Genomic DNA, 18,239 nt, shown 5'->3' with positions numbered 1-18,239 from the left:
GAAATATGTTATGAATTATTTAACTCTTATATGAACTAAATAAAAAAGGCATTGCACAAGAGCAATGCTTTTTTATTATATATCCCGATCTAAATAAAGAGGTTATTTCACATTCTCTCTCCTATCCCCATACACCATCTCTTCTTTCATCCCAAATCCATCACCATTTTGCACAATTTGCTCTGTCGGTGCAACTACACTTTCGGCAATTTTCCATTCCCCACGCTCTTTTACGAATACTTGTAGAAAATAGTTCATGCCATCTAATTGATATGCATTTTCTTTTTTCACATTATAGTGAATCGCAATGTAGTACACTTGAATGTTTTCTTTCCCTATTTTTGATACGTATTGCGATAGTCTCGGTATATAAAGTGCTGCTTTCTGAAAAGATAGTTGCTTCGCTTTAACAAGCGATGAACTTGTTACATTACGTAATGTGTCCCGATTACGAATATTATCGCTATGGTGGAATAATACTGCGTTTTGCATAGAACGAACCCATAATTTCGAATATAAGACTGTATTATCGTTTTCGATGTACTTCACTTCTTTTCGCACCACTTGGATAGGCGTATCTGCGTACGTGAATGTTTGAAAACAGAAAAAACTACCAAATAAAATGGTAAGTGCAGCAATATATTTCATAATCTTTCCTCCGATCTTTTAATTAAAGTATCGGAGTTTCAAAATATTTTTATTCAAAAGAAAAAGGATAGGAGTGCTTTCGCTTCCTATCCTCATTTATTATAATACGCGGCCAAATAGTTCTAAGACCATTTCTATTTCTTGGTCGCTCCAACCTTTAAATCTCTCTTTATAATATTCTTTACGCACAGCTTCAAGTTTTTCAGTTACTTCTCTTCCGTGCTCTGTAATTTCTAAGTACACGATTCGACGATCTGAATTAGAACGTTTTCTTTCTACTAATCCTTTTCGTACGAGACGATCTGTAACAGCTGTAATATGACTGGAGGTTACGTTTACTTCACTCGCAATTTGCGAAGCCATCTGTGGACTGTTTAAAAATAACGCACGTAATACAGAAAATTCATTATATGGCATATGTTCTGCAAAACGTGTATTAATATCATTTTGTAATAAACGTATCATTTTTCGAAATGATGCAGATAAATCTAAAATCAGCGTTTCTCTTTTTTCGTTCAATAGCCTCGTCCCTTTTTTATCATATTTACACATATTATAATCTATAAATACCTATGTTGTATATGCTTTCTTTCCTCAACATTCTCATTTATGTAACTTTTTTCATATAAATTTCTTTTTTGTTCACACATATACATATAAAAAGGATGGTGATGGAAAATGCAGGGTGGAATGAATCCTTATTTACACAACGTACGCACTGCTAATACTGGTAAAGAAGCTACTATTACTGTACAAGGAGAAGGTGTTGTAAAAGCAAAACCGAATGTTGTTATATTAACACTCGGCATTCGAACAGATGATAAAAATGTAAAACAGGCTCAAGAAGAAAATGCAGTGCAATCCAAACAATTGCTGGATGCACTTAAACAGCTTGGTATTGCCGATAAAGATATAGAGACGATTTCTTATACAATTACTCCTCAATACGAATATGTAAATGATAAAGCATTGCTGCAAGGATACCGTGTAGAGCATTTGTATGAAATTACCGTTTTAAATGTACAAAAAGCTGGGGAAGTATATGATATAGCCGTTTCAAATGGCGCAAATGTAGCAAAAGGTTTACGTTTCCGAGTATCTCATCCAAATAAATATTATGAGCAAGCTCTCATTCAAGCTCTGCACCAGGCAGTAGAAAAAGCTCGTGCTATTGCGAGTACATATAATTTAAATATTAATCCCGTTCCCCTCTCATTCGTTGAAGAATCTGCCCAATTACCAAGGGAGGTTACGTCTTATGCTACTTTACATGCGCAAGCAGCTCCACCTATTCAATCGGGAGAGTTAGAAATTATTTCAACAATACGGGCAATTTTTACGTATTTATAAATAATTTCATTTATAAGTAAACGTTATCATTTTCCTTGTTGTAAAAACATGATGTTCTGATATAATAAAGGACGGTGAGCTCTTAAGAAAGAGATATCACGGGTGGGAGAGGGATATGAAAAAGAAGGTTTAACATGAAAGGAATACTTGAAAGAACATTTAAATTAGGTTTACACGAAACATCACCAAAACAAGAAGTTTTAGCTGGAGTTACGTCATTTTTCACGATCGTATATATTATGATTGTAAATGCGTCAATTTTATCCGATGCTGGCATTCCTCTTGAAGCTGGAATTTTAGCAACTGTTTTCAGTTCATTTGTCGGATGTCTACTCATGGCATTTTGGGCAAATGCACCTGCTATTCTTGTCCCTGGTATGGGTGTAAATGCATTCTTCACGTACACAGCTGTGCATACGCTTGGACTAACTTGGCAAGAAGCATTGGCTGCTGTCTTTATCTCTGGTATTATTTTTGCAATTGCCGCTTTTACACCAATCGCTCGCGTGCTATCAGTATCAATTCCAAAGTCATTAAAGGAAGCGATTACTGTCGGCATCGGATTATTTTTAGCGTTTATCGGATTGCAAAAAGGTGGTTTAGTCGTTTCGAACCCAAATACTGCTGTTGCAATGGGTAAATTAAGTAACCCTGTCGTTCTTGCGACCGTGCTTACTCTTATCGTTGCACTTGTACTATTTATTCGTAACGTACGTGGAAACTTTTTATGGACGATTGCAATAGGAACTGGTATTGCATGGCTATTTGGCCTTGTTGATACAAGTCAAATCGGAAATAGTTCATTCTCATTCGCTAATTACGGCGATGTGTTTGGAGCTATGTCATTTGGCAAACTTTCTTCCTTACCGTTTTGGATTGCAACATTCTCCTTAAGCATGGTGCTTATTTTTGAGAACATGGGACTTCTGCACGGTTTATTAGAAGATGACCGTAAATTCCCACGTGCTTACCAAGCCAATGCAATTTCAGCAATGACATGTGGTCTATTTGGCACAAGCCCTACCGTATCAACAGTAGAGAGTGCCGCAGGTATTACTGCAGGCGGAAAGACAGGTCTGACGTCTATCGTTACGGGGTTGTTATTCTTTGCATCATTGTTTGCACTTCCGTTTGTCAAACTAATTCCTGATAGTGCCATTGCACCAATCTTAATTATTATTGGCGGCCTGATGATTACAAGCATTCAGCAAATTCCTCTGAACGATTTTTCAGAAGGATTTCCAGCGTTCTTAATTATCGTCATGATCCCGCTCACATATAGTATCGCTGATGGCATTGCGTTCGGATTTATTGCTTACCCTATCTTAAAAGTTGCTCTTGGAAAGCGTAAAGAAGTCGCACCATCTATGTATATCATTACATGCTTATTCTTAGCTATGTTTGTATTACATGCTATTGGTTAAGAAAAAACACCGGGGAAATCCTCGGTGTTTTTTTACTTAAACCATCCTTTTTTATAAAACCAGGCCATCATTCCGCCGCCAATTAATGCCATTAGAAGAAGACAAATAAAATAACTATATTGTCCACCAAGCTCTGGCATATGCGTAAAGTTCATTCCATATACTCCCGCAATAAATGTTAATGGCATGAAAATAGTCGAGAATACAGTTAATGTTTTCATAATGTTATTCATATGATGTGAGTTTAATGAAAAATAACTATCCCGAATATCCGCCGTTAACTCTCGACTTGCCTCAATCATTTCCGTAAGTTTAAGTAAATGATCATGTATATCTTTAAAATAAATCTCATGATCACTTATACCGTAAAAACGAGTAGAATTCAAAATACGATACAATAAATCACGCATTGGAATAATTGTACGTCTTAACTTAGATAAATCTGCCCTAATATCAAATACTTCTTCTAGCACGGCTCCTGCTGTCTCACCTGTTAAATTATCATCAATCGCATTTAAATGATCTTCAATGTAATATACAGGTGCGAAATAATCATCTACAATTTGATCAGTGATCGTATGTGCTACATGTAAAGGTCCTTTCTTAATCCGCCTCTTCTCACCAAGTGTTTTCCATACCCTTTCAATTGCATTATTATGAGAAAAATGGAAAGAAACAATATAGCGATCACTAACAAACAAATCAATTTCATGTGGTTCTAGCCCATCTTCTCCAAACGCGTGAAGAACTAAAAAGTTATATCCATCATAAAAATCAACTTTTGGCCTCTGTACATATTCTAGACAGTCTTCAATTGCAAGGGGATGGAACTTAAAATGGTCTTGCAGAATATATGTATACTCTTCTTTCGTTGGCTTATATAAATCTAGCCAATACCATACAATATGGTCTTTCTTTGTTTCTTCTAGAGAAACATCATATAATACTTCATCTGTTTTTGTTACTGCACAAATTCTAATCATAATTTCACCCATTATTATTATAAACAAAAAATAGTAAAAAAAGCCAAGGAGAAATCTCCTCAGCTTTTTTTTATTACTTCGTTACGATACCGTGTACTAAAGTTGGTGCATCTACGTGTTCTTTAGAGATCTTCATGTTCTCATAAATTTTCGCTTTTACATCTTCAACATTTTCGCGGTTTGCGTAAATTGTAACAAGGGATTCACCTTGCTTCACGCTATCGCCTACTTTTTTGCGCAGCATTAGACCAACTGCTAAATCAATTTCAGACTCTTTCGTTGCACGTCCTGCTCCTAAAAGCATTGCTGCTGTTCCGATTTCGTCTGCAACGATTTCTGATACATATCCGTCTTCTTTCGCTTCCACTTCAATTTTAAATTGTGCTTGTGGCAATTTAGAAGGGTCATCAACAACAGATGCGTCGCCGCCTTGCGCTGATAAGAACGTTTTAAATGATTCTAGCGCTTTTCCGTTGTTCATTACTTCAATTAGCTTTTCACGTGCATCTTCTAAAGATGAAGCTTGTCCAGCAAGGTACACCATTTGACTTCCAAGTGTTAAACATAGCTCTTCTAAATCTTTCGGCCCTTTACCTTGTAATGTATCAATTGCTTCTTGTACTTCTAATGCGTTACCGATAGCTTCACCGAGTGGTTGACTCATATCAGAAATAACTGCCATCGTATTACGACCAACGTTATTACCGATGCGTACCATTGCTTCTGCTAAACGTTTTGCATCTTCATCCGTTTTCATAAATGCACCTGCTCCAGTTTTTACATCAAGAACAATTGCATCTGCACCAGCAGCAATTTTTTTACTCATAATCGAACTTGCAATAAGCGGAATTGAGTTTACTGTTGCTGTTACATCACGAAGTGCATATAACTTTTTATCAGCAGGTGTTAAGTTACCACTTTGGCCGATAACAGCGATTTTGTTTTCATTTACAAGACGCATGAATTCATCGTTTTCAATTTCCACATGGAATCCTGGAACTGCTTCTAATTTATCAATTGTACCACCAGTATGTCCTAAACCGCGTCCAGACATTTTCGCTACTGGTACACCTAAAGCAGCTACTAATGGACCTAATACAAGTGTCGTTGTATCACCAACACCACCTGTCGAATGCTTATCTACTTTTACACCTTCAATAGCTGATAAGTCGATTGTATCACCGCTATTTACCATTGCCATCGTTAAATCAGCACGCTCTTGATCGTTCATATCTTGGAAGAAAATTGCCATTGCAAGTGAACTTACTTGATAATCAGGAATATCACCATTTGTATATCCTTCAACAATAAAGTTAATTTCTTCTGTCGTTAATGCATGTCCGTCACGTTTTTTTGCAATTAGGTCCACCATTCTCATTGTGAAGTCACCCCTTCATTTGTTTTACGATTGCTTTTACTAATGCTAAGAAGTTAGCTTTAACACGTTCTGTCGTTTCAATTACTTCATCGTGGTGAAGTGGCTGATCTAAAATACCAGCTGCCATATTTGAAATACAAGAAATACCTAATACTTTCATACCAGCATGACGCGCTACAATTACTTCAGGTACTGTTGACATACCAACTGCATCTCCGCCAAGTGTACGAAGCATACGAATTTCAGCAGGTGTTTCATATACAGGACCTGTCATTCCCACGTATACACCTTCTTGTACTTTAATATTTAAGTCTGCTGCAACTTGTTTCGCCATTTCGCGAAGTTCTACTGTATATGATGTAGACATATCAGGGAAACGTACGCCCATTTCAGAATCATTCGGTCCGATTAATGGATTCGTACCCATGAAGTTAATGTGGTCTGAAATTAACATAAGATCGCCTGGCTCAAATGATGTATTTACACCACCAGCTGCGTTTGTTACAACTACTGTTTCTACACCTAGTTCTTTCATAACACGAACTGGGAATGTTACTTTTTGCATGTCGTATCCTTCATAGAAGTGGAAACGTCCTTGCATTGCTACTACTGTTACACCTTGAAGTGTACCAAATACTAGTTGACCTGCATGGCCTTCTACAGTTGATACTGGGAATTCAGGGATTTCACTGTACGGTACTGTTACTGCGTTCTCAATTTCGTCTGCTAATACACCTAGTCCTGATCCAAGGATTAGTCCTACTTGTGGTGTCTCTTGAAATTTCTCTTTTAAGTATGAAGCTGATTTTGTAATAAGTTCACGATTCATTTGTTTATCCCCCTATTTCTTTAGCTCATTTAAGAAGCTTGTTCCGTATTCTGGCATTTTCACACCGAAGTTTTCTGCTACTGTTGCACCAATATCAGCAAATGTTTGACGAAGTGGTAACTCTTGTCCGCCTTCTTTCATGCTTGGGCTATATGCTAATAATGGTACATATTCACGTGTATGGTCAGTACCAGGGTGAATTGGATCATTACCGTGGTCTGCTGTAATTAATAATAGATCATCTTCTTTTAGTTTTGCGAATACTTCTGGAAGACGTGCATCATATTCTTGCAGAGCTTCTCCGTATCCTTGTGGATCACGGCGGTGGCCGAATAATGCATCAAAGTCAACTAAGTTTAAGAAGCTAAGACCTGTAAAGTCCATATTTAATGTATCTACAAGCTTATCCATTCCATCCATGTTAGACTTCGTACGAAGTGATTCCGTTACCCCTTCGCCATCATAAATATCAGAGATTTTACCGATAGCAATTACATCGTAGTCACTATCTTTTAATTCGTTCATTACTGTACGGCCGAATGGTTTTAATGCATAGTCATGACGATTTGGTGTACGTGTAAAGTTTCCAGGTTCACCAACGAATGGACGAGCAATAACACGACCTACCATGTATTTCTCATCTAATGTTAATTCACGTGCAATTTTACAGATTTTATATAACTCATCAAGTGGCACTACTTCTTCGTGTGCTGCAATTTGCAATACGCTATCAGCAGAAGTATAAACGATTAAAGAGCCTGTTTCCATTTGCTCTTGACCAAGTTCATCAAGAATCTCAGTTCCAGAAGCTGGCTTATTACCGATAATTTTACGGCCTGTTTTTTCTTCTAATTCATCAAGTAATTCTTTCGGGAATCCTTCCGGGAACACTTGGAATGGTGTATCAATGTAAAGGCCCATGATTTCCCAGTGACCTGTCATTGTATCTTTACCAGTAGATTTCTCTTGCATTTTTGTGTAATATCCAAGTGGTTTCTCTACTTTAGAGATACCTTTCATTTCTCGAATGTTACCAAGACCTAATTTCACCATGTTAGGCATTTGTAACCCATTCATATGTTCAGCAATGTGACCAATTGTGTCAGATCCTAAATCACCAAATTGCTCAGCATCTGGTGCTTCACCGATTCCCACAGAGTCCATTACGACTAGGAATATACGTTTATATTTATTCATAACTGCGACCTCCTATAAGTTCAGTTCTACTTCTTGTAGTATGTTCAAAACGCTATAAAGTGAAACTGTTATCCAAAAGAATTCTCATTGTCAAACAGTACTTCTTTAAATCATTTTCTAACCTATTTCGTTTACTTGAAACGATTCAAAAACATTTCTAGTTTTTTCTAAGTCAGATGTCAGACATCTGATACTGATATCATAACATGTTTACGCTTTCTTTTTAATACATTTTCGTAGAATTTCTCATTTTCTTCACACTTCTATTGTAATCCATTCTGCAACGAAGTGCTAATTTTTTTATGATTTATTTCTTCATATTAAAAATAAAAAGTAGCTCTAAAGAGCTACTTTTTATTTTACTTCTATTGTTTCTTCTTTATGTTCATGCAATTCGCCTTTTCTTACATGTACTTTCACTTTGTAAGCACCGTTCTCTTTGAAAGTATGTTTCGTTTCATACTCTCCTTTATTCCCTTCTTTCGCTGGAATAAATTCGTGTTTTTCAACACCATCTTTCCAAATCTCTAGTTGTACTTCAGCACCAGTTAGAGCTTCTTCTTTTTGTTTTAAATGAACTTTCATTGTAGATTCAGCATTTGCCTTTATGTCTCCAGCCATAAGATGGATCATTGTGTCACTTTTATGATCTCCATGTCCTGCACTGTGATCACTATTTTCTTTTTTCGCATCTTCTACTTTCGCATTTCCTACAGCAACTTTTACTTCTGGCATAACGTGCATTTCACGTGCATTTGTGTGAGCGATAATATGGTATACTCCATCCGTTTCAAATGTTTTCTCTACTGCATAAACACCTTTTCCTTTATGCTTGCCATCTAACATCTCGTGCTTTTCGTCGCCATCTTTCCAAATTTCAAACTTTACATCATCGGCATCCGTTACTTTTTCTTTCCCCTGTGTAACAAGTGCTTGTACTTCTGTTTTTTCACCTGGTTTAATTTCTTTCGGATTTGTTTGGACTGCTACTTTTACAGCTTCAAGTTTCTGTTCTTTTTTCGGTTCTTCTTTGTTTGTATTACAGCCAGCCAACGCTAGCATCGCGATAAATAAAGTTATAATCAGTTTTTTCATCATCATTTCCTCCTTTATACTTTATTTAGTATAGAGGAAATACATTGTAATATTCCAGTCTTCTGCTGAAAACAATATACGAAATGTTTGTGAAGTTTCTGTGAAACGGTCTTCCCCTCTTAATCTATGAAAAAAAGAGCATAGTAACTATGCTCTCGGATGAAACTGTTTATATACATCTTTTAATCTAGTTTTTGAAACGTGCGTATAAATTTGCGTCGTTGAAATATCTGCATGGCCAAGCATTTCTTGTACAGCACGTAAATCTGCTCCATTTTCTAATAAGTGCGTAGCAAACGAGTGACGCAACGTATGAGGTGTAAGCTCTTTTTCAATATTTGCTTCTTTCGCTAATCGTTTTAATATTTTCCAAAATCCTTGTCTTGATAATCGATTACCATGATGGTTTAAAAAGAGTGCATCTACTACTTTTTTCCCCATTAATTCTCTTCTTCCTTTTTCAATATACTTTTGAATCGCTTCCGTTGCTAAACTTCCTAGTGGAATAATTCTTTCTTTATTCCCTTTCCCTATGCAACGAACAAATCCCATCGTTAAATGTACATCTTCTAAATTGAGTGCAATCAATTCTGAAACACGAAGTCCTGTCGCATACAGTAACTCTAGCATCGCCTTATCACGAATACCAAAAGCACTTGTCATTTTTGGTGTTTGAAGTAACGCCTCTACTTCATCAACTGATAATACTTTTGGTAATTTCCGTTCCCCTTGTGGCGTTTCAATATGTACGGATGGGTCATGTTCTACCGCTCGTTCACGAAGTAAAAATTGGTGGAACGAACGAATTGATGCGATATGACGCGCCAATGTTTTCGAAGATTTTCCGTTCTCTTTTAAATACTGCAAAAAGTTAACAATGTGTAAACGGGTCACTTCATGAAAAGTTTTCGTCTGTTCCACATTTTGCAAATACTTTACGTAGCTTTTTAAATCCCGTTCATACGATACTACTGTATTCTTTGCTAATCCTTTTTCGACAACCATATAATGAATAAAATCTTTTAATTGATCTTCCACTCTACACTACTCCCCATTTTCATAGAAAAACATCATTCTATTTACGAAAGCATCCTTTGCCGGTTCTTCATTCCCTGATACTTTTTCTACAGTCTCTTCTTTAGGTTTTTCATAACGATGATAGCTTTCATATTCTTCATTTATCCATAGTATAGCGAAATAAAACAAAATCGTACAACTTGTAAATAATAAAAATACTTTTATTCCATCAAAAGTTAATTTTAAAGCTCGGCGCATTGTAAATTCCTCCAAAATATAAGTTATTACAACATATGCCAAGCTTTCACCAATTTATACCTTATTCAAATAAAAAACCTCTTCCTAGATAAATAGGAAAAGGTTATTTTTCATCCGTTTCATTTTCTTGACAATTTTTACAAATCCCATGGAATGTTAAACGATGATCTTTCACCTTAAAGCTCCAGTCTCGTTCTACTTTCCTTTCCACTTCACCAAGTAAATCTTCTTGTATTTCTTGTACAGCACCACATTGTGTACAAATCAAATGATGGTGGAAACGCTGCGCACCTTCTTGGCGTAAGTCATAGCGTGAAACACCGTCTCCGAAGTTAATCTTATCGACAACTTTTAACTCAGATAATAGTTCTAAAGTTCGATAGACGGTTGCTAATCCGATCTCTGGCGACTTTTCTTTTACAAGGAGGTAAACATCTTCTGCGCTTAAATGATCTTCTTCATTTTCTAGCAGCACACGAACTGTTGCTTCACGTTGCGGTGTTAATTTGTAGCTCGCTGCATGTAATTGCTTCTTAATTCGTTCAATTCTTTCTTCCATTCGGTACTACTCCCTCCTCGCCACTCTTACACCATTATATCAGAAGAAGGGCTTCTGTCAAAAGAAAAAACAATAAAAACAAATTGATAATTATTCTCAAAAAGTATTTATTTTTTATTAATAGCCTCAACGACTTCTTTCATTAAAACTGGTGATGCGTAAGCCTCCACACTAGAAGCAAGTGCTAACACCACTCCAATTACGAGAAAGAAGCATGTATAACGGATTAATAATGGTAATAGTGGCTCGGTTATTTTTCTAATAAATTGATGCCTAATCATCCGTAAAGAAAAACTTGCAGCAATGGTTGTCATAACGAGAAAGACTGGAATGATAATTAAATTTTGTGGCAAAACAGATACAAATGCTAATAATAGTCCATTCCATCCATGCTGACTTACTAAAAAACCAACTGTAAATCCAACGACAACTCCTTTTACAAATAATAAAATAAAAATAAGTGGTAAGCCAATAATTGAAATTCCTAAAATCCAAATAAATCCGATGTATTTTAATTGCGAAAAGTAACTTTCTCGAAACATTTCGCCCGCAATGGCAAATTCTCCTTTAGAGACTTGTCCAAAAAAACGTTGTAAATAAAATGATAAATCTTGTTTTTGATTGATTTGTAAACTATTCACGAGAATGGCTCCGAATATTACTCCCATCAATAATAAAACAGCGTTAAATATATATAATGAAGAGTTTTCCTGTATGTGAGACATTACACGGTCTTGCCAATTTTTTCGCCACATTTTTCTTCCCTCCGTTCACACTCTTATTAAAAATGTATGAAAGAAAGAAAAAAGTATGACGAATTAACATTGAAATTCCGCTCTACTTTGCTAAACTAAAAAGTAGAGAATAGGAGGGATTTCTCTTGAAACCATTATTATTAGATTTTCCAACATTATTTCAAACTGAACGCTTGCAAGTTCGTAAACCATTTCCAGGGGATGGTGCAGAAGTATATGAAGCAATCCAAGCTTCTCTAGAAGACTTAGTACCGTGGATACCAATTAACGCTGAAACAGAAGAGAGTGCTGAAGAAATTGTTCGCGAAGCTCACGGACAGTTTTTACTTCGTGAAACACTTGATTTTCACTTATACGATAAAGTATCTGGTACATTCATCGGAGCAATTACACTAAAGCCTGAAAACTGGGATATTCCAAAGTTTTCACTTCACTTCTGGCTACATAGTGCCTATACAAAACAAGGCTATATGACCGAAGCTGTTAAAGGTGCAATTCAGTTCGCCTTTGATAAACTAGGCGCTAGAAGAATTGAAATTCGTACTGATGCAACAAATATAAATGCATGTAGCTTAGCAGAACGTTTAGAATTCATTCTAGAAGGTACAATGGAAAATGATTTCCTAGCACCAGATGGTAGCTTACGTGATGCACGTGTATATGCAAAAATCAATTAAAAAACACTCGCCTTTGGCGAGTGTTTATTTTTGTAATTGTAAATATTGTACTGCAAACATCGTCTTCGCATCATGAATACGAAGATCTTTCATAAGAGTAATCGCTTCTTCTAACGATACTTCCATTAATTCTACAAACTCATCTTCATCTAACTCAGCTTTATTTTCTTTTTTTGTCAAACCTGTCGCTTTATATACATATAAAATTTCATCTGCGAATCCTGGAGATGTATAGAAAGAAGTAATGAGCTCCATATTTTCACATACATATCCTGTTTCCTCTTCTAATTCACGAACTGCTGTTACCTCAGGTTTTTCACCAGGTTCTAACTTGCCAGCCGGAATTTCTATAATCGCCTTTTCAAGTGCTTTACGATACTGCTCAACAAGCACAATTTTCCCCTCATCAGTAATAGCAATAATAGCAACTGCACCAGGGTGATTTACAATTTCACGTTTACTCATTGCTCCATTTGGTAATACTACATCATCAACACGAACTTTTATAACTCTACCATCAAAAATTGGCTCAGTTTTTACTGTTCTCTCTGCAAGATTACTCATACTACTTCATCTCCCTGTTCTATTTCCTATTCTTTCCTCATACATTTTACCACATTGAAAGGAGCGTGATAGAAATGAAAGTTTATATTTTACCAAATCGCGTCACTTTAGTCGGAAAAGCATGGCAAATTCGCCATAAGCTAAAGCAATATAGCAAAGAGTATACAACTGTACAAGAGTGGATTACAGCAAATAAAGTGAAACATTAATCATGCTTTTACGGGCAGTTAATGCGAAGCGGAAAGTAAACGTTTGTCAACCTCTTTTCCCTCTCGTACAATAAAGGTAAGGAGGTTGACCTATGAAAAAACGTCAATTAGGAAACTCAGATTTGTTTGTTACAGAAATGGGCCTTGGCTGTATGTCTCTCGGTACATCTGAAACAGAAGCTATGCATATTATCGATGAAGCGATCGATTTAGGAATTAATTTTTTTGATACAGCAGATTTATATGATTACGGATTAAATGAAGAATTTGTTGGAAAAGCCTTGAAGGGAAGAAGAGACCAAATTGTACTTACAACGAAGGTTGGAAATCGTTGGACAGAAGAAAAAAATGGCTGGTCTTGGGATCCTTCTAAAGCTTACATAAAGACTGAAGTAAAGGAAAGTTTACGTAGACTTCAAACTGATTATATTGACCTTTACCAACTTCATGGCGGAACAATTGAAGATCCAATAGATGAAACAATTGAAGCTTTTGAAGAATTGAAAAAGGAAGGTATTATTCGCCATTACGGTATTTCTTCTATACGCCCAAATGTCGTTCGTGAATATGCAAAACGCTCAAACATCGTTAGTGTACTAATGGAATATAACCTTTTAAATCGTCGTCCAGAAGAATGGTTCCCCCTTCTAAATGAACACCAAATTAGCGTCATTGCCCGCGGGCCACTTGCAAAAGGAATTTTAACTGACAATAATGCAAGAAAGATAGAAAGAGTAAAGGAAAAGGATTATCTCTCTTATTCTTACGATGAATTACATGCAACTCTAGCAAGTGTAAAAGAAATGATTGGAGAACGCTCTTTAACAGGAACAGCTATTCAATATTGCTTACATAATAAGACTGTTGCAGCTGTTATACCTGGTGCAAGCTCTCTTCAACAATTACAGGAAAATATACGAGCTAGTCAACAGTTACCTTTAACGAAAGAAGAATATATACAACTTCAAAAAATTGTTAAATATGACACATATGCTTTGCATCGTTAAAAATATCGAATTACCGATAAAACAGAAGACTGTCTCCAGTATTAGGAGACAGTCTTTTTTATAACGTATCATATTTATCAGGATTCGTTCCTACATGTAAATCACGATTCAACGTGTTAATTTGACGTATCTCTTCTTCAGTTAGTGCAAAATCAGAAATAGTAAAGTTTTCTTTAATACGAGATGGTGTAACAGATTTAGGAATTGTAACAATCCCGCTTTGAATATCCCACCTTAATATAACTTGTGCAGTTGTTTTTTCATATTTGTTAGCAATAGCCTGAATGATTGGATGCTGGAATACTTCTCCGCCCCTCATTAACGGACTCCATGCTTCCATTTGAATTTGCTCATCTTGACAATAATTTCGCAACTCAAATTGCGTCAACATCGGATGAAGTTCCACTTGGTTTACCATCGGCTTCACTTTGCAATTTGGTAATAATAGTTCTAAATGATGTTTATGAAAATTAGAAACACCAATCGCACGCACTTTACCTTCTTCATACAATTTCTCTAAAGCTCGGTACGTATCAACATACTTCCCTCTTACCGGCCAATGTATTAAATATAAATCTACATAGTCCATTTGTAATTTTTTTAAACTCTTTTCAAACGCCTCTAGTGTCTCCTCATATCCTTGATCGTCGTTCCATACTTTTGTTGTAATAAATAGGTCTTCTCTTGGAATTCCTGATTCACGTATCGCCTCTCCGACACCGCTTTCATTTTCATATACAGTCGCTGTATCAATCGAACGGTATCCAACCTCTAACGCTGTTTTTACTGCTTGTTTTACTTCGTCTCCTTCTTTCGCTTTATATACGCCTAGACCAATCATCGGCATTTTCACGCCATTATGAAGTGTAGTTGTTGGAATATGCACAGTCGTCTCCCTTTCATTGTTACATTATTTATAAGCCATAACTTTATTTCAACAATATTCATCCAAAAAGTCAAAACATACGTACAGTTTACATAACACTTTTATATAGCTAAAAAATAACGTGAACTCATTCATTCACGTTATTTTCTCTCCATTCTTTCGCTTTTTTATCCACATTGCGCACAAACTCATTTTTCCCTTCCGTATATAACGTGCCATCATATGTATACTTTTCGGCTAATTCTTTCTTTAAGGTTGCATATGCCTCTGCTTCTTCACAATGAGCCATCATATAATCACGAAACGCTAAATGCCTTACTATCTCTGGATTTCCTTTTTCAAACACGTGTAAATGATACGAACGTTTTTCCTCAGTTCCATGAATAAAATATCGGCGTCTTGAAATACCATTTTCCCCTTTTACGATGTAACCAAGCTCTATAAATCGTTCATTCCACCCATCTACTCTTTCGATATTTTCTACTTCCATGATTATATCAATAATAGGTTTAGCTGCCAGTCCGGGCACTGACGTACTTCCAATATGATGCATTTTCACCGTTTCTGGCATCGCTGATTTTAATCTTTCAGCCTCCATTTGAAATTTTTCAATCCAATGGTTTTCATGTGGAACAACGACAATTTTTCTCATTCTAACTCCCCTTTTCTTACAAGCTCGTCAAAAAATGATCAGTGGTATTTCACTGATCATTTTTTTATTATTTAAAGTCTTTCCAAGTAAGGTTACTTTCACTTAGCAGTTCTTCAAATGATTTATTCTTTTCACGTTCTTTTTGTTCTTGGCGCTTTCTTTCCAGTTCAGCTGCCTCTTTTTCCTCTTCTCTCACTTGCAACTCTTTCTTCTTACTCTTTAATTGTTGCATGAGTGAATCATTTAATTGATCGCCTAATGTAAGTGTTTCTTTCTTTGGTTGATTCACTTGCGATTGTCTTTGCATTTGTCTTTGTTTCTTTTTCTTCATGCTACTCACCTTTTACTTTTTTCTCCATTATAGTAGATACACGATGAAATCGACAATAAAAAAGGGTCTTTACTCTATTATTCACTTTTTGTAAATATGTTAATTTTTCGAAAATACTAAATTTTTATGTAGCTATAATCCTATGAATCTATTAAAATTATGTCGTATGATGTCAGATTATAAAAAGAGGAGAATTATATTATGTGGAAAAAAATTATTCCTGCCGTTGCTGTTTTAAGCACTATTACTTTTTCAAGCGTATTTGCCGCTCCCCCATCTCAGAATCCAGCTGAACAAAACCGCTACATAGACGTACAAATGCTTGGTATTAATGATCTCCATGGACAACTAGATACTGTTAAAAAAATCAATAATAAAGAAGCTGGTGGCGCTGATTACTTAGCTACTTATTTAAAAGAACGTAAAAAACAAAACCCTAATACACTTCTCGTACATGCTGGTGATATCGTCGGAGCTAGTCCACCAGTTTCAGCATTATTACAAGATGAACCGACGATTGAATTTTTAAATGATTTAAAATTTGATGTTGGTACAATCGGAAACCATGAATTTGATGAAGGCATTGATGAAATGAAACGCCTCATTTACGGTGGATATCATGAAAAAACAGGGAATTTCAAAGGGGCTAACTTCCCCTATGTAGCTGCTAACTTCTATAACAAATCAACTGGCCGCTTATTTTTACCACCATTTACTGTAAAAATGGTAGATGGTGTTCCTGTTGGATTCATTGGTGTTGTTACAACTGATACACCAAATGTTGTTATGCCTACGATGCTTAAAAATGTACAAATTACTGATGAAGTAGAAGCAATTAATAAATCAACACAACAATTAAAACGCCTCGGCGTTAAATCGATCGTCGTTCTTGCTCATGTCGGTGGAACAACCGATGAGTCTGGGGTAACAAATGGCGATCTTACTCGAATTGCAAATGAAACAGACCCAGAAGTTGATGTTATTTTCGGTGGACATAGTCATACGTATGTAAATGGTACAGTAAATAATAAACTAATTGTCCAAGCAAATTCATACGGAACGGCTTTCTCAGACGTGGATGTAACAATTGATCGTAAAACAAAGGATATTGTAAAGAAAAAAGCTGAAGTTGTTACAACGTATCATGAAGGTGTAGAACCTGATAAACAAGTAAAGAAAAAACTAGATCAATATAAAGAAAAAATCGCACCACTTGTAAATGAAGTGGTCGGAAAATCTACAGCACCTATCGACCGTAAACAAAATGATGCTGGTGAGTCCACTCTTGGAAATTTAGTTGCCGATGCTCAGCGTCAAACGATGCAAACTCAAATCGCCCTCATGAATCCTGGTGGCATTCGTAATGACTTAGATGCTGGTGATATTACGTGGGGTGAGTTATACGGCATTCAACCTTTTGGAAATCAATTGATTAAAGTAGATTTAACAGGTCAAGACATTCGCGATATTTTAAATCAGCAATGGCAAAAAGGAACAACAAGAATGCTTCAAATTTCAGGTATTCAATATACGTGGGATGCAAATAAAACAAACGGTGAAAAAGTTACAAATATACGTTTAACAAACGGAGAAGAATTATCTCCATCTAAAACGTATAGCGTAGTCGCAAATGCCTTCTTAGCTTCTGGCGGTGACGGATTCGTATCATTTAAAAATGGTAAAAATGCAGAAACTGGTCCAAACGACTTTGAAGCGTTAGTCGATTACGTAAAACAATTAAAAGAACCAATTCAGCCAGTTATTGATGGAAGAATTCAAAAAGTAAATTAAGTGTTTCTCTAATAATAAATTTTATTTTTCACGCCATAAAGGATTTGTACTGATCCTCTATTTTATACGTAATATACATCATAAAAAGGATACTCGTTCTTCCAATGAACATAGTATCCTTTTCTTTAATTATCAAAATGTGATGTTTTGTCAACTTCATATTGCTGTAAAAATTGTTGCAACGCCTCTTCTACAAGTTTAGACTTTTGAATTCCTTTCGATTCTGATATAAGGTCCAATCTTGCTAATATTTCTGTATTAATAGAAAAGGTTCGTCTCTTTTTCTCTGTACTCTTACTCATAATTGGTGCAATTACTTCGCCTCTTTTTCTTAGTAACTCATAAATGCTTTGTAATTGCTCGTAAATTAATAATTGATAATCTGTTTTCTCATATTGAAGGGCGGTCGCTTCTTGGAGTTGTAAGTGACGTGGTTCTTCTCCATCTCCTACAAAAATACGTTTCTTCTGCTCTCCATCATATTCGTATCCAATCAATCTTAATTTCTTCGATAATGTATACGGGCTTATTTCAAGACGTTTTGCTATAATAGCGATGGATTCACGTCTGTTTAAACCATCTATAATTTCTCCAATCGTCACAATTTCCCTCCTCCCGTGTTGAAATGA

The 18,239-nt window shown here is 35.9% G+C and carries 22 protein-coding genes; 6 read left to right on the top strand and 16 right to left on the bottom strand.

What is annotated here, in order from left to right; genetic code table 11:
* Positions 1–102: 102 nt before the first annotated feature.
* Positions 103–648 (bottom strand): hypothetical protein, encoded by a 546-nt coding sequence (locus ACO6VI_RS09445; protein WP_000873787.1) that lies wholly within the window; start codon positions 646–648, stop codon positions 103–105.
* 99 nt (positions 649–747) lie between these two features.
* On the bottom strand, positions 748–1,167 hold the full coding sequence (locus ACO6VI_RS09440) for a MarR family winged helix-turn-helix transcriptional regulator (RefSeq protein WP_001003307.1): 420 nt from the start codon (positions 1,165–1,167) through the stop codon (positions 748–750).
* Positions 1,168–1,326: 159 nt separating this feature from the next.
* Here ACO6VI_RS09440 and ACO6VI_RS09435 point away from each other — a divergent pair, with 159 nt between their 5' ends.
* Together ACO6VI_RS09435 and ACO6VI_RS09430 are read left to right on the top strand one after the other, a co-directional pair.
* Positions 1,327–1,998, top strand: a complete 672-nt coding sequence (locus ACO6VI_RS09435) for an SIMPL domain-containing protein (RefSeq protein WP_001161449.1) — start codon at positions 1,327–1,329, stop codon at positions 1,996–1,998.
* A 134-nt stretch (positions 1,999–2,132) separates the two neighbouring features.
* Positions 2,133–3,422, top strand: coding sequence for an NCS2 family permease (locus ACO6VI_RS09430; protein ID WP_000676248.1), 1,290 nt, complete (start codon positions 2,133–2,135; stop codon positions 3,420–3,422).
* 32 nt (positions 3,423–3,454) lie between these two features.
* Here the strand turns inward: ACO6VI_RS09430 and corA are convergent, their stop codons facing one another.
* The 9 genes from corA to spoIIM all read right to left on the bottom strand — a co-directional run bounded on the left by corA (position 3,455) and on the right by spoIIM (position 11,463).
* The gene (corA, locus tag ACO6VI_RS09425; protein ID WP_002026281.1) at positions 3,455–4,417 is read right to left on the bottom strand and encodes a magnesium/cobalt transporter CorA; all 963 of its coding nucleotides are present in this window, start codon (positions 4,415–4,417) and stop codon (positions 3,455–3,457) included.
* Between the two features lie 61 nt (positions 4,418–4,478).
* On the bottom strand, positions 4,479–5,783 hold the full coding sequence (locus ACO6VI_RS09420) for a pyrimidine-nucleoside phosphorylase (RefSeq protein WP_001243080.1): 1,305 nt from the start codon (positions 5,781–5,783) through the stop codon (positions 4,479–4,481).
* Between the two features lie 7 nt (positions 5,784–5,790).
* On the bottom strand, positions 5,791–6,612 hold the full coding sequence (locus ACO6VI_RS09415; RefSeq protein WP_001078446.1) for a purine-nucleoside phosphorylase: 822 nt from the start codon (positions 6,610–6,612) through the stop codon (positions 5,791–5,793).
* 12 nt (positions 6,613–6,624) lie between these two features.
* A complete protein-coding gene (gene deoB / locus ACO6VI_RS09410; RefSeq protein ID WP_001046079.1) occupies positions 6,625–7,809 on the bottom strand; it encodes a phosphopentomutase in 1,185 nt (394 codons plus the stop codon).
* Positions 7,810–8,163: 354 nt separating this feature from the next.
* Positions 8,164–8,904: a FixH family protein gene (locus tag ACO6VI_RS09405; protein WP_000733456.1), complete on the bottom strand. Its 741-nt coding sequence runs from the start codon at positions 8,902–8,904 to the stop codon at positions 8,164–8,166.
* A 147-nt stretch (positions 8,905–9,051) separates the two neighbouring features.
* Positions 9,052–9,942 carry a site-specific tyrosine recombinase XerD gene (gene xerD, locus ACO6VI_RS09400; RefSeq protein WP_000390088.1) on the bottom strand — a complete coding sequence of 297 codons (891 nt, stop codon included), beginning with the start codon at positions 9,940–9,942 and terminating at the stop codon, positions 9,052–9,054.
* A 6-nt stretch (positions 9,943–9,948) separates the two neighbouring features.
* The gene (locus ACO6VI_RS09395; protein WP_001250432.1) at positions 9,949–10,179 is read right to left on the bottom strand and encodes a YqzK family protein; all 231 of its coding nucleotides are present in this window, start codon (positions 10,177–10,179) and stop codon (positions 9,949–9,951) included.
* A gap of 103 nt (positions 10,180–10,282) precedes the next feature.
* Positions 10,283–10,738 carry a Fur family transcriptional regulator gene (locus tag ACO6VI_RS09390; protein ID WP_000392657.1) on the bottom strand — a complete coding sequence of 152 codons (456 nt, stop codon included), beginning with the start codon at positions 10,736–10,738 and terminating at the stop codon, positions 10,283–10,285.
* A gap of 107 nt (positions 10,739–10,845) precedes the next feature.
* Complete coding sequence (spoIIM, locus tag ACO6VI_RS09385) at positions 10,846–11,463, bottom strand: stage II sporulation protein M (RefSeq protein WP_013142149.1); 618 nt, start codon at positions 11,461–11,463, stop codon at positions 10,846–10,848.
* A gap of 155 nt (positions 11,464–11,618) precedes the next feature.
* On the opposite strand from spoIIM, the gene ACO6VI_RS09380 reads away from it, so the two are divergent.
* Complete coding sequence (locus tag ACO6VI_RS09380) at positions 11,619–12,170, top strand: GNAT family N-acetyltransferase (RefSeq protein WP_000803479.1); 552 nt, start codon at positions 11,619–11,621, stop codon at positions 12,168–12,170.
* Between the two features lie 24 nt (positions 12,171–12,194).
* Here the strand turns inward: ACO6VI_RS09380 and ACO6VI_RS09375 are convergent, their stop codons facing one another.
* Positions 12,195–12,734 carry an NUDIX hydrolase gene (locus ACO6VI_RS09375; protein ID WP_000067041.1) on the bottom strand — a complete coding sequence of 180 codons (540 nt, stop codon included), beginning with the start codon at positions 12,732–12,734 and terminating at the stop codon, positions 12,195–12,197.
* A gap of 74 nt (positions 12,735–12,808) precedes the next feature.
* On the opposite strand from ACO6VI_RS09375, the gene mciZ reads away from it, so the two are divergent.
* A complete protein-coding gene (gene mciZ / locus ACO6VI_RS09370) occupies positions 12,809–12,943 on the top strand; it encodes a Z-ring formation inhibitor MciZ (RefSeq protein WP_000870302.1) in 135 nt (44 codons plus the stop codon).
* Between the two features lie 92 nt (positions 12,944–13,035).
* Positions 13,036–13,950 (top strand): aldo/keto reductase, encoded by a 915-nt coding sequence (locus tag ACO6VI_RS09365; protein ID WP_000747210.1) that lies wholly within the window; start codon positions 13,036–13,038, stop codon positions 13,948–13,950.
* Between the two features lie 58 nt (positions 13,951–14,008).
* On the opposite strand, the gene ACO6VI_RS09360 is transcribed toward ACO6VI_RS09365, so the two are convergent.
* From ACO6VI_RS09360 to ACO6VI_RS09350, 3 genes are all read right to left on the bottom strand, one after another.
* Entirely contained in the window at positions 14,009–14,836 is an 828-nt protein-coding gene (locus ACO6VI_RS09360) for an aldo/keto reductase (RefSeq protein ID WP_161520082.1), read from the bottom strand.
* 127 nt (positions 14,837–14,963) lie between these two features.
* Entirely contained in the window at positions 14,964–15,488 is a 525-nt protein-coding gene (locus tag ACO6VI_RS09355; protein ID WP_088020468.1) for a GrpB family protein, read from the bottom strand.
* Between the two features lie 67 nt (positions 15,489–15,555).
* Complete coding sequence (locus ACO6VI_RS09350; protein ID WP_000727561.1) at positions 15,556–15,819, bottom strand: YqkE family protein; 264 nt, start codon at positions 15,817–15,819, stop codon at positions 15,556–15,558.
* Positions 15,820–16,020: 201 nt separating this feature from the next.
* On the opposite strand from ACO6VI_RS09350, the gene ACO6VI_RS09345 reads away from it, so the two are divergent.
* The gene (locus ACO6VI_RS09345; RefSeq protein ID WP_000265556.1) at positions 16,021–17,610 is read left to right on the top strand and encodes a bifunctional metallophosphatase/5'-nucleotidase; all 1,590 of its coding nucleotides are present in this window, start codon (positions 16,021–16,023) and stop codon (positions 17,608–17,610) included.
* Positions 17,611–17,735: 125 nt separating this feature from the next.
* On the opposite strand, the gene ACO6VI_RS09340 is transcribed toward ACO6VI_RS09345, so the two are convergent.
* Positions 17,736–18,212, bottom strand: a complete 477-nt coding sequence (locus ACO6VI_RS09340; RefSeq protein ID WP_000151933.1) for a ribbon-helix-helix domain-containing protein — start codon at positions 18,210–18,212, stop codon at positions 17,736–17,738.
* Positions 18,213–18,239 lie beyond the last annotated feature (27 nt).

Source organism: Bacillus sp. PSXD-155 (assembly GCF_049310765.1).
GTDB lineage: Bacteria > Bacillota > Bacilli > Bacillales > Bacillaceae_G > Bacillus_A > Bacillus_A cereus.
The sequence above is the reverse complement of the archived record's forward strand: the minus strand, read 5'-3'. Positions and strand labels throughout refer to the sequence as shown.

Excerpts from the sequence above, each read along its gene's own strand:
- ACO6VI_RS09435 (WP_001161449.1), top strand. The coding sequence starts at position 1,327 with ATGCAGGGTGGAATGAATCCTTATTTACACAACGTACGCACTGCTAAT.
- ACO6VI_RS09405 (WP_000733456.1), bottom strand. The coding sequence starts at position 8,904 with ATGAAAAAACTGATTATAACTTTATTTATCGCGATGCTAGCGTTGGCT.
- ACO6VI_RS09350 (WP_000727561.1), bottom strand. The coding sequence starts at position 15,819 with ATGAAGAAAAAGAAACAAAGACAAATGCAAAGACAATCGCAAGTGAAT.
- ACO6VI_RS09420 (WP_001243080.1), bottom strand. The coding sequence starts at position 5,783 with ATGAGAATGGTGGACCTAATTGCAAAAAAACGTGACGGACATGCATTA.
- spoIIM (WP_013142149.1), bottom strand. The coding sequence starts at position 11,463 with ATGTCTCACATACAGGAAAACTCTTCATTATATATATTTAACGCTGTT.
- ACO6VI_RS09395 (WP_001250432.1), bottom strand. The coding sequence starts at position 10,179 with ATGCGCCGAGCTTTAAAATTAACTTTTGATGGAATAAAAGTATTTTTA.
- ACO6VI_RS09355 (WP_088020468.1), bottom strand. The coding sequence starts at position 15,488 with ATGAGAAAAATTGTCGTTGTTCCACATGAAAACCATTGGATTGAAAAA.
- ACO6VI_RS09415 (WP_001078446.1), bottom strand. The coding sequence starts at position 6,612 with ATGAATCGTGAACTTATTACAAAATCAGCTTCATACTTAAAAGAGAAA.
- corA (WP_002026281.1), bottom strand. The coding sequence starts at position 4,417 with ATGGGTGAAATTATGATTAGAATTTGTGCAGTAACAAAAACAGATGAA.
- ACO6VI_RS09375 (WP_000067041.1), bottom strand. The coding sequence starts at position 12,734 with ATGAGTAATCTTGCAGAGAGAACAGTAAAAACTGAGCCAATTTTTGAT.
- ACO6VI_RS09445 (WP_000873787.1), bottom strand. The coding sequence starts at position 648 with ATGAAATATATTGCTGCACTTACCATTTTATTTGGTAGTTTTTTCTGT.
- mciZ (WP_000870302.1), top strand. The coding sequence starts at position 12,809 with ATGAAAGTTTATATTTTACCAAATCGCGTCACTTTAGTCGGAAAAGCA.
- ACO6VI_RS09365 (WP_000747210.1), top strand. The coding sequence starts at position 13,036 with ATGAAAAAACGTCAATTAGGAAACTCAGATTTGTTTGTTACAGAAATG.
- ACO6VI_RS09390 (WP_000392657.1), bottom strand. The coding sequence starts at position 10,738 with ATGGAAGAAAGAATTGAACGAATTAAGAAGCAATTACATGCAGCGAGC.
- deoB (WP_001046079.1), bottom strand. The coding sequence starts at position 7,809 with ATGAATAAATATAAACGTATATTCCTAGTCGTAATGGACTCTGTGGGA.
- ACO6VI_RS09430 (WP_000676248.1), top strand. The coding sequence starts at position 2,133 with ATGAAAGGAATACTTGAAAGAACATTTAAATTAGGTTTACACGAAACA.
- ACO6VI_RS09345 (WP_000265556.1), top strand. The coding sequence starts at position 16,021 with ATGTGGAAAAAAATTATTCCTGCCGTTGCTGTTTTAAGCACTATTACT.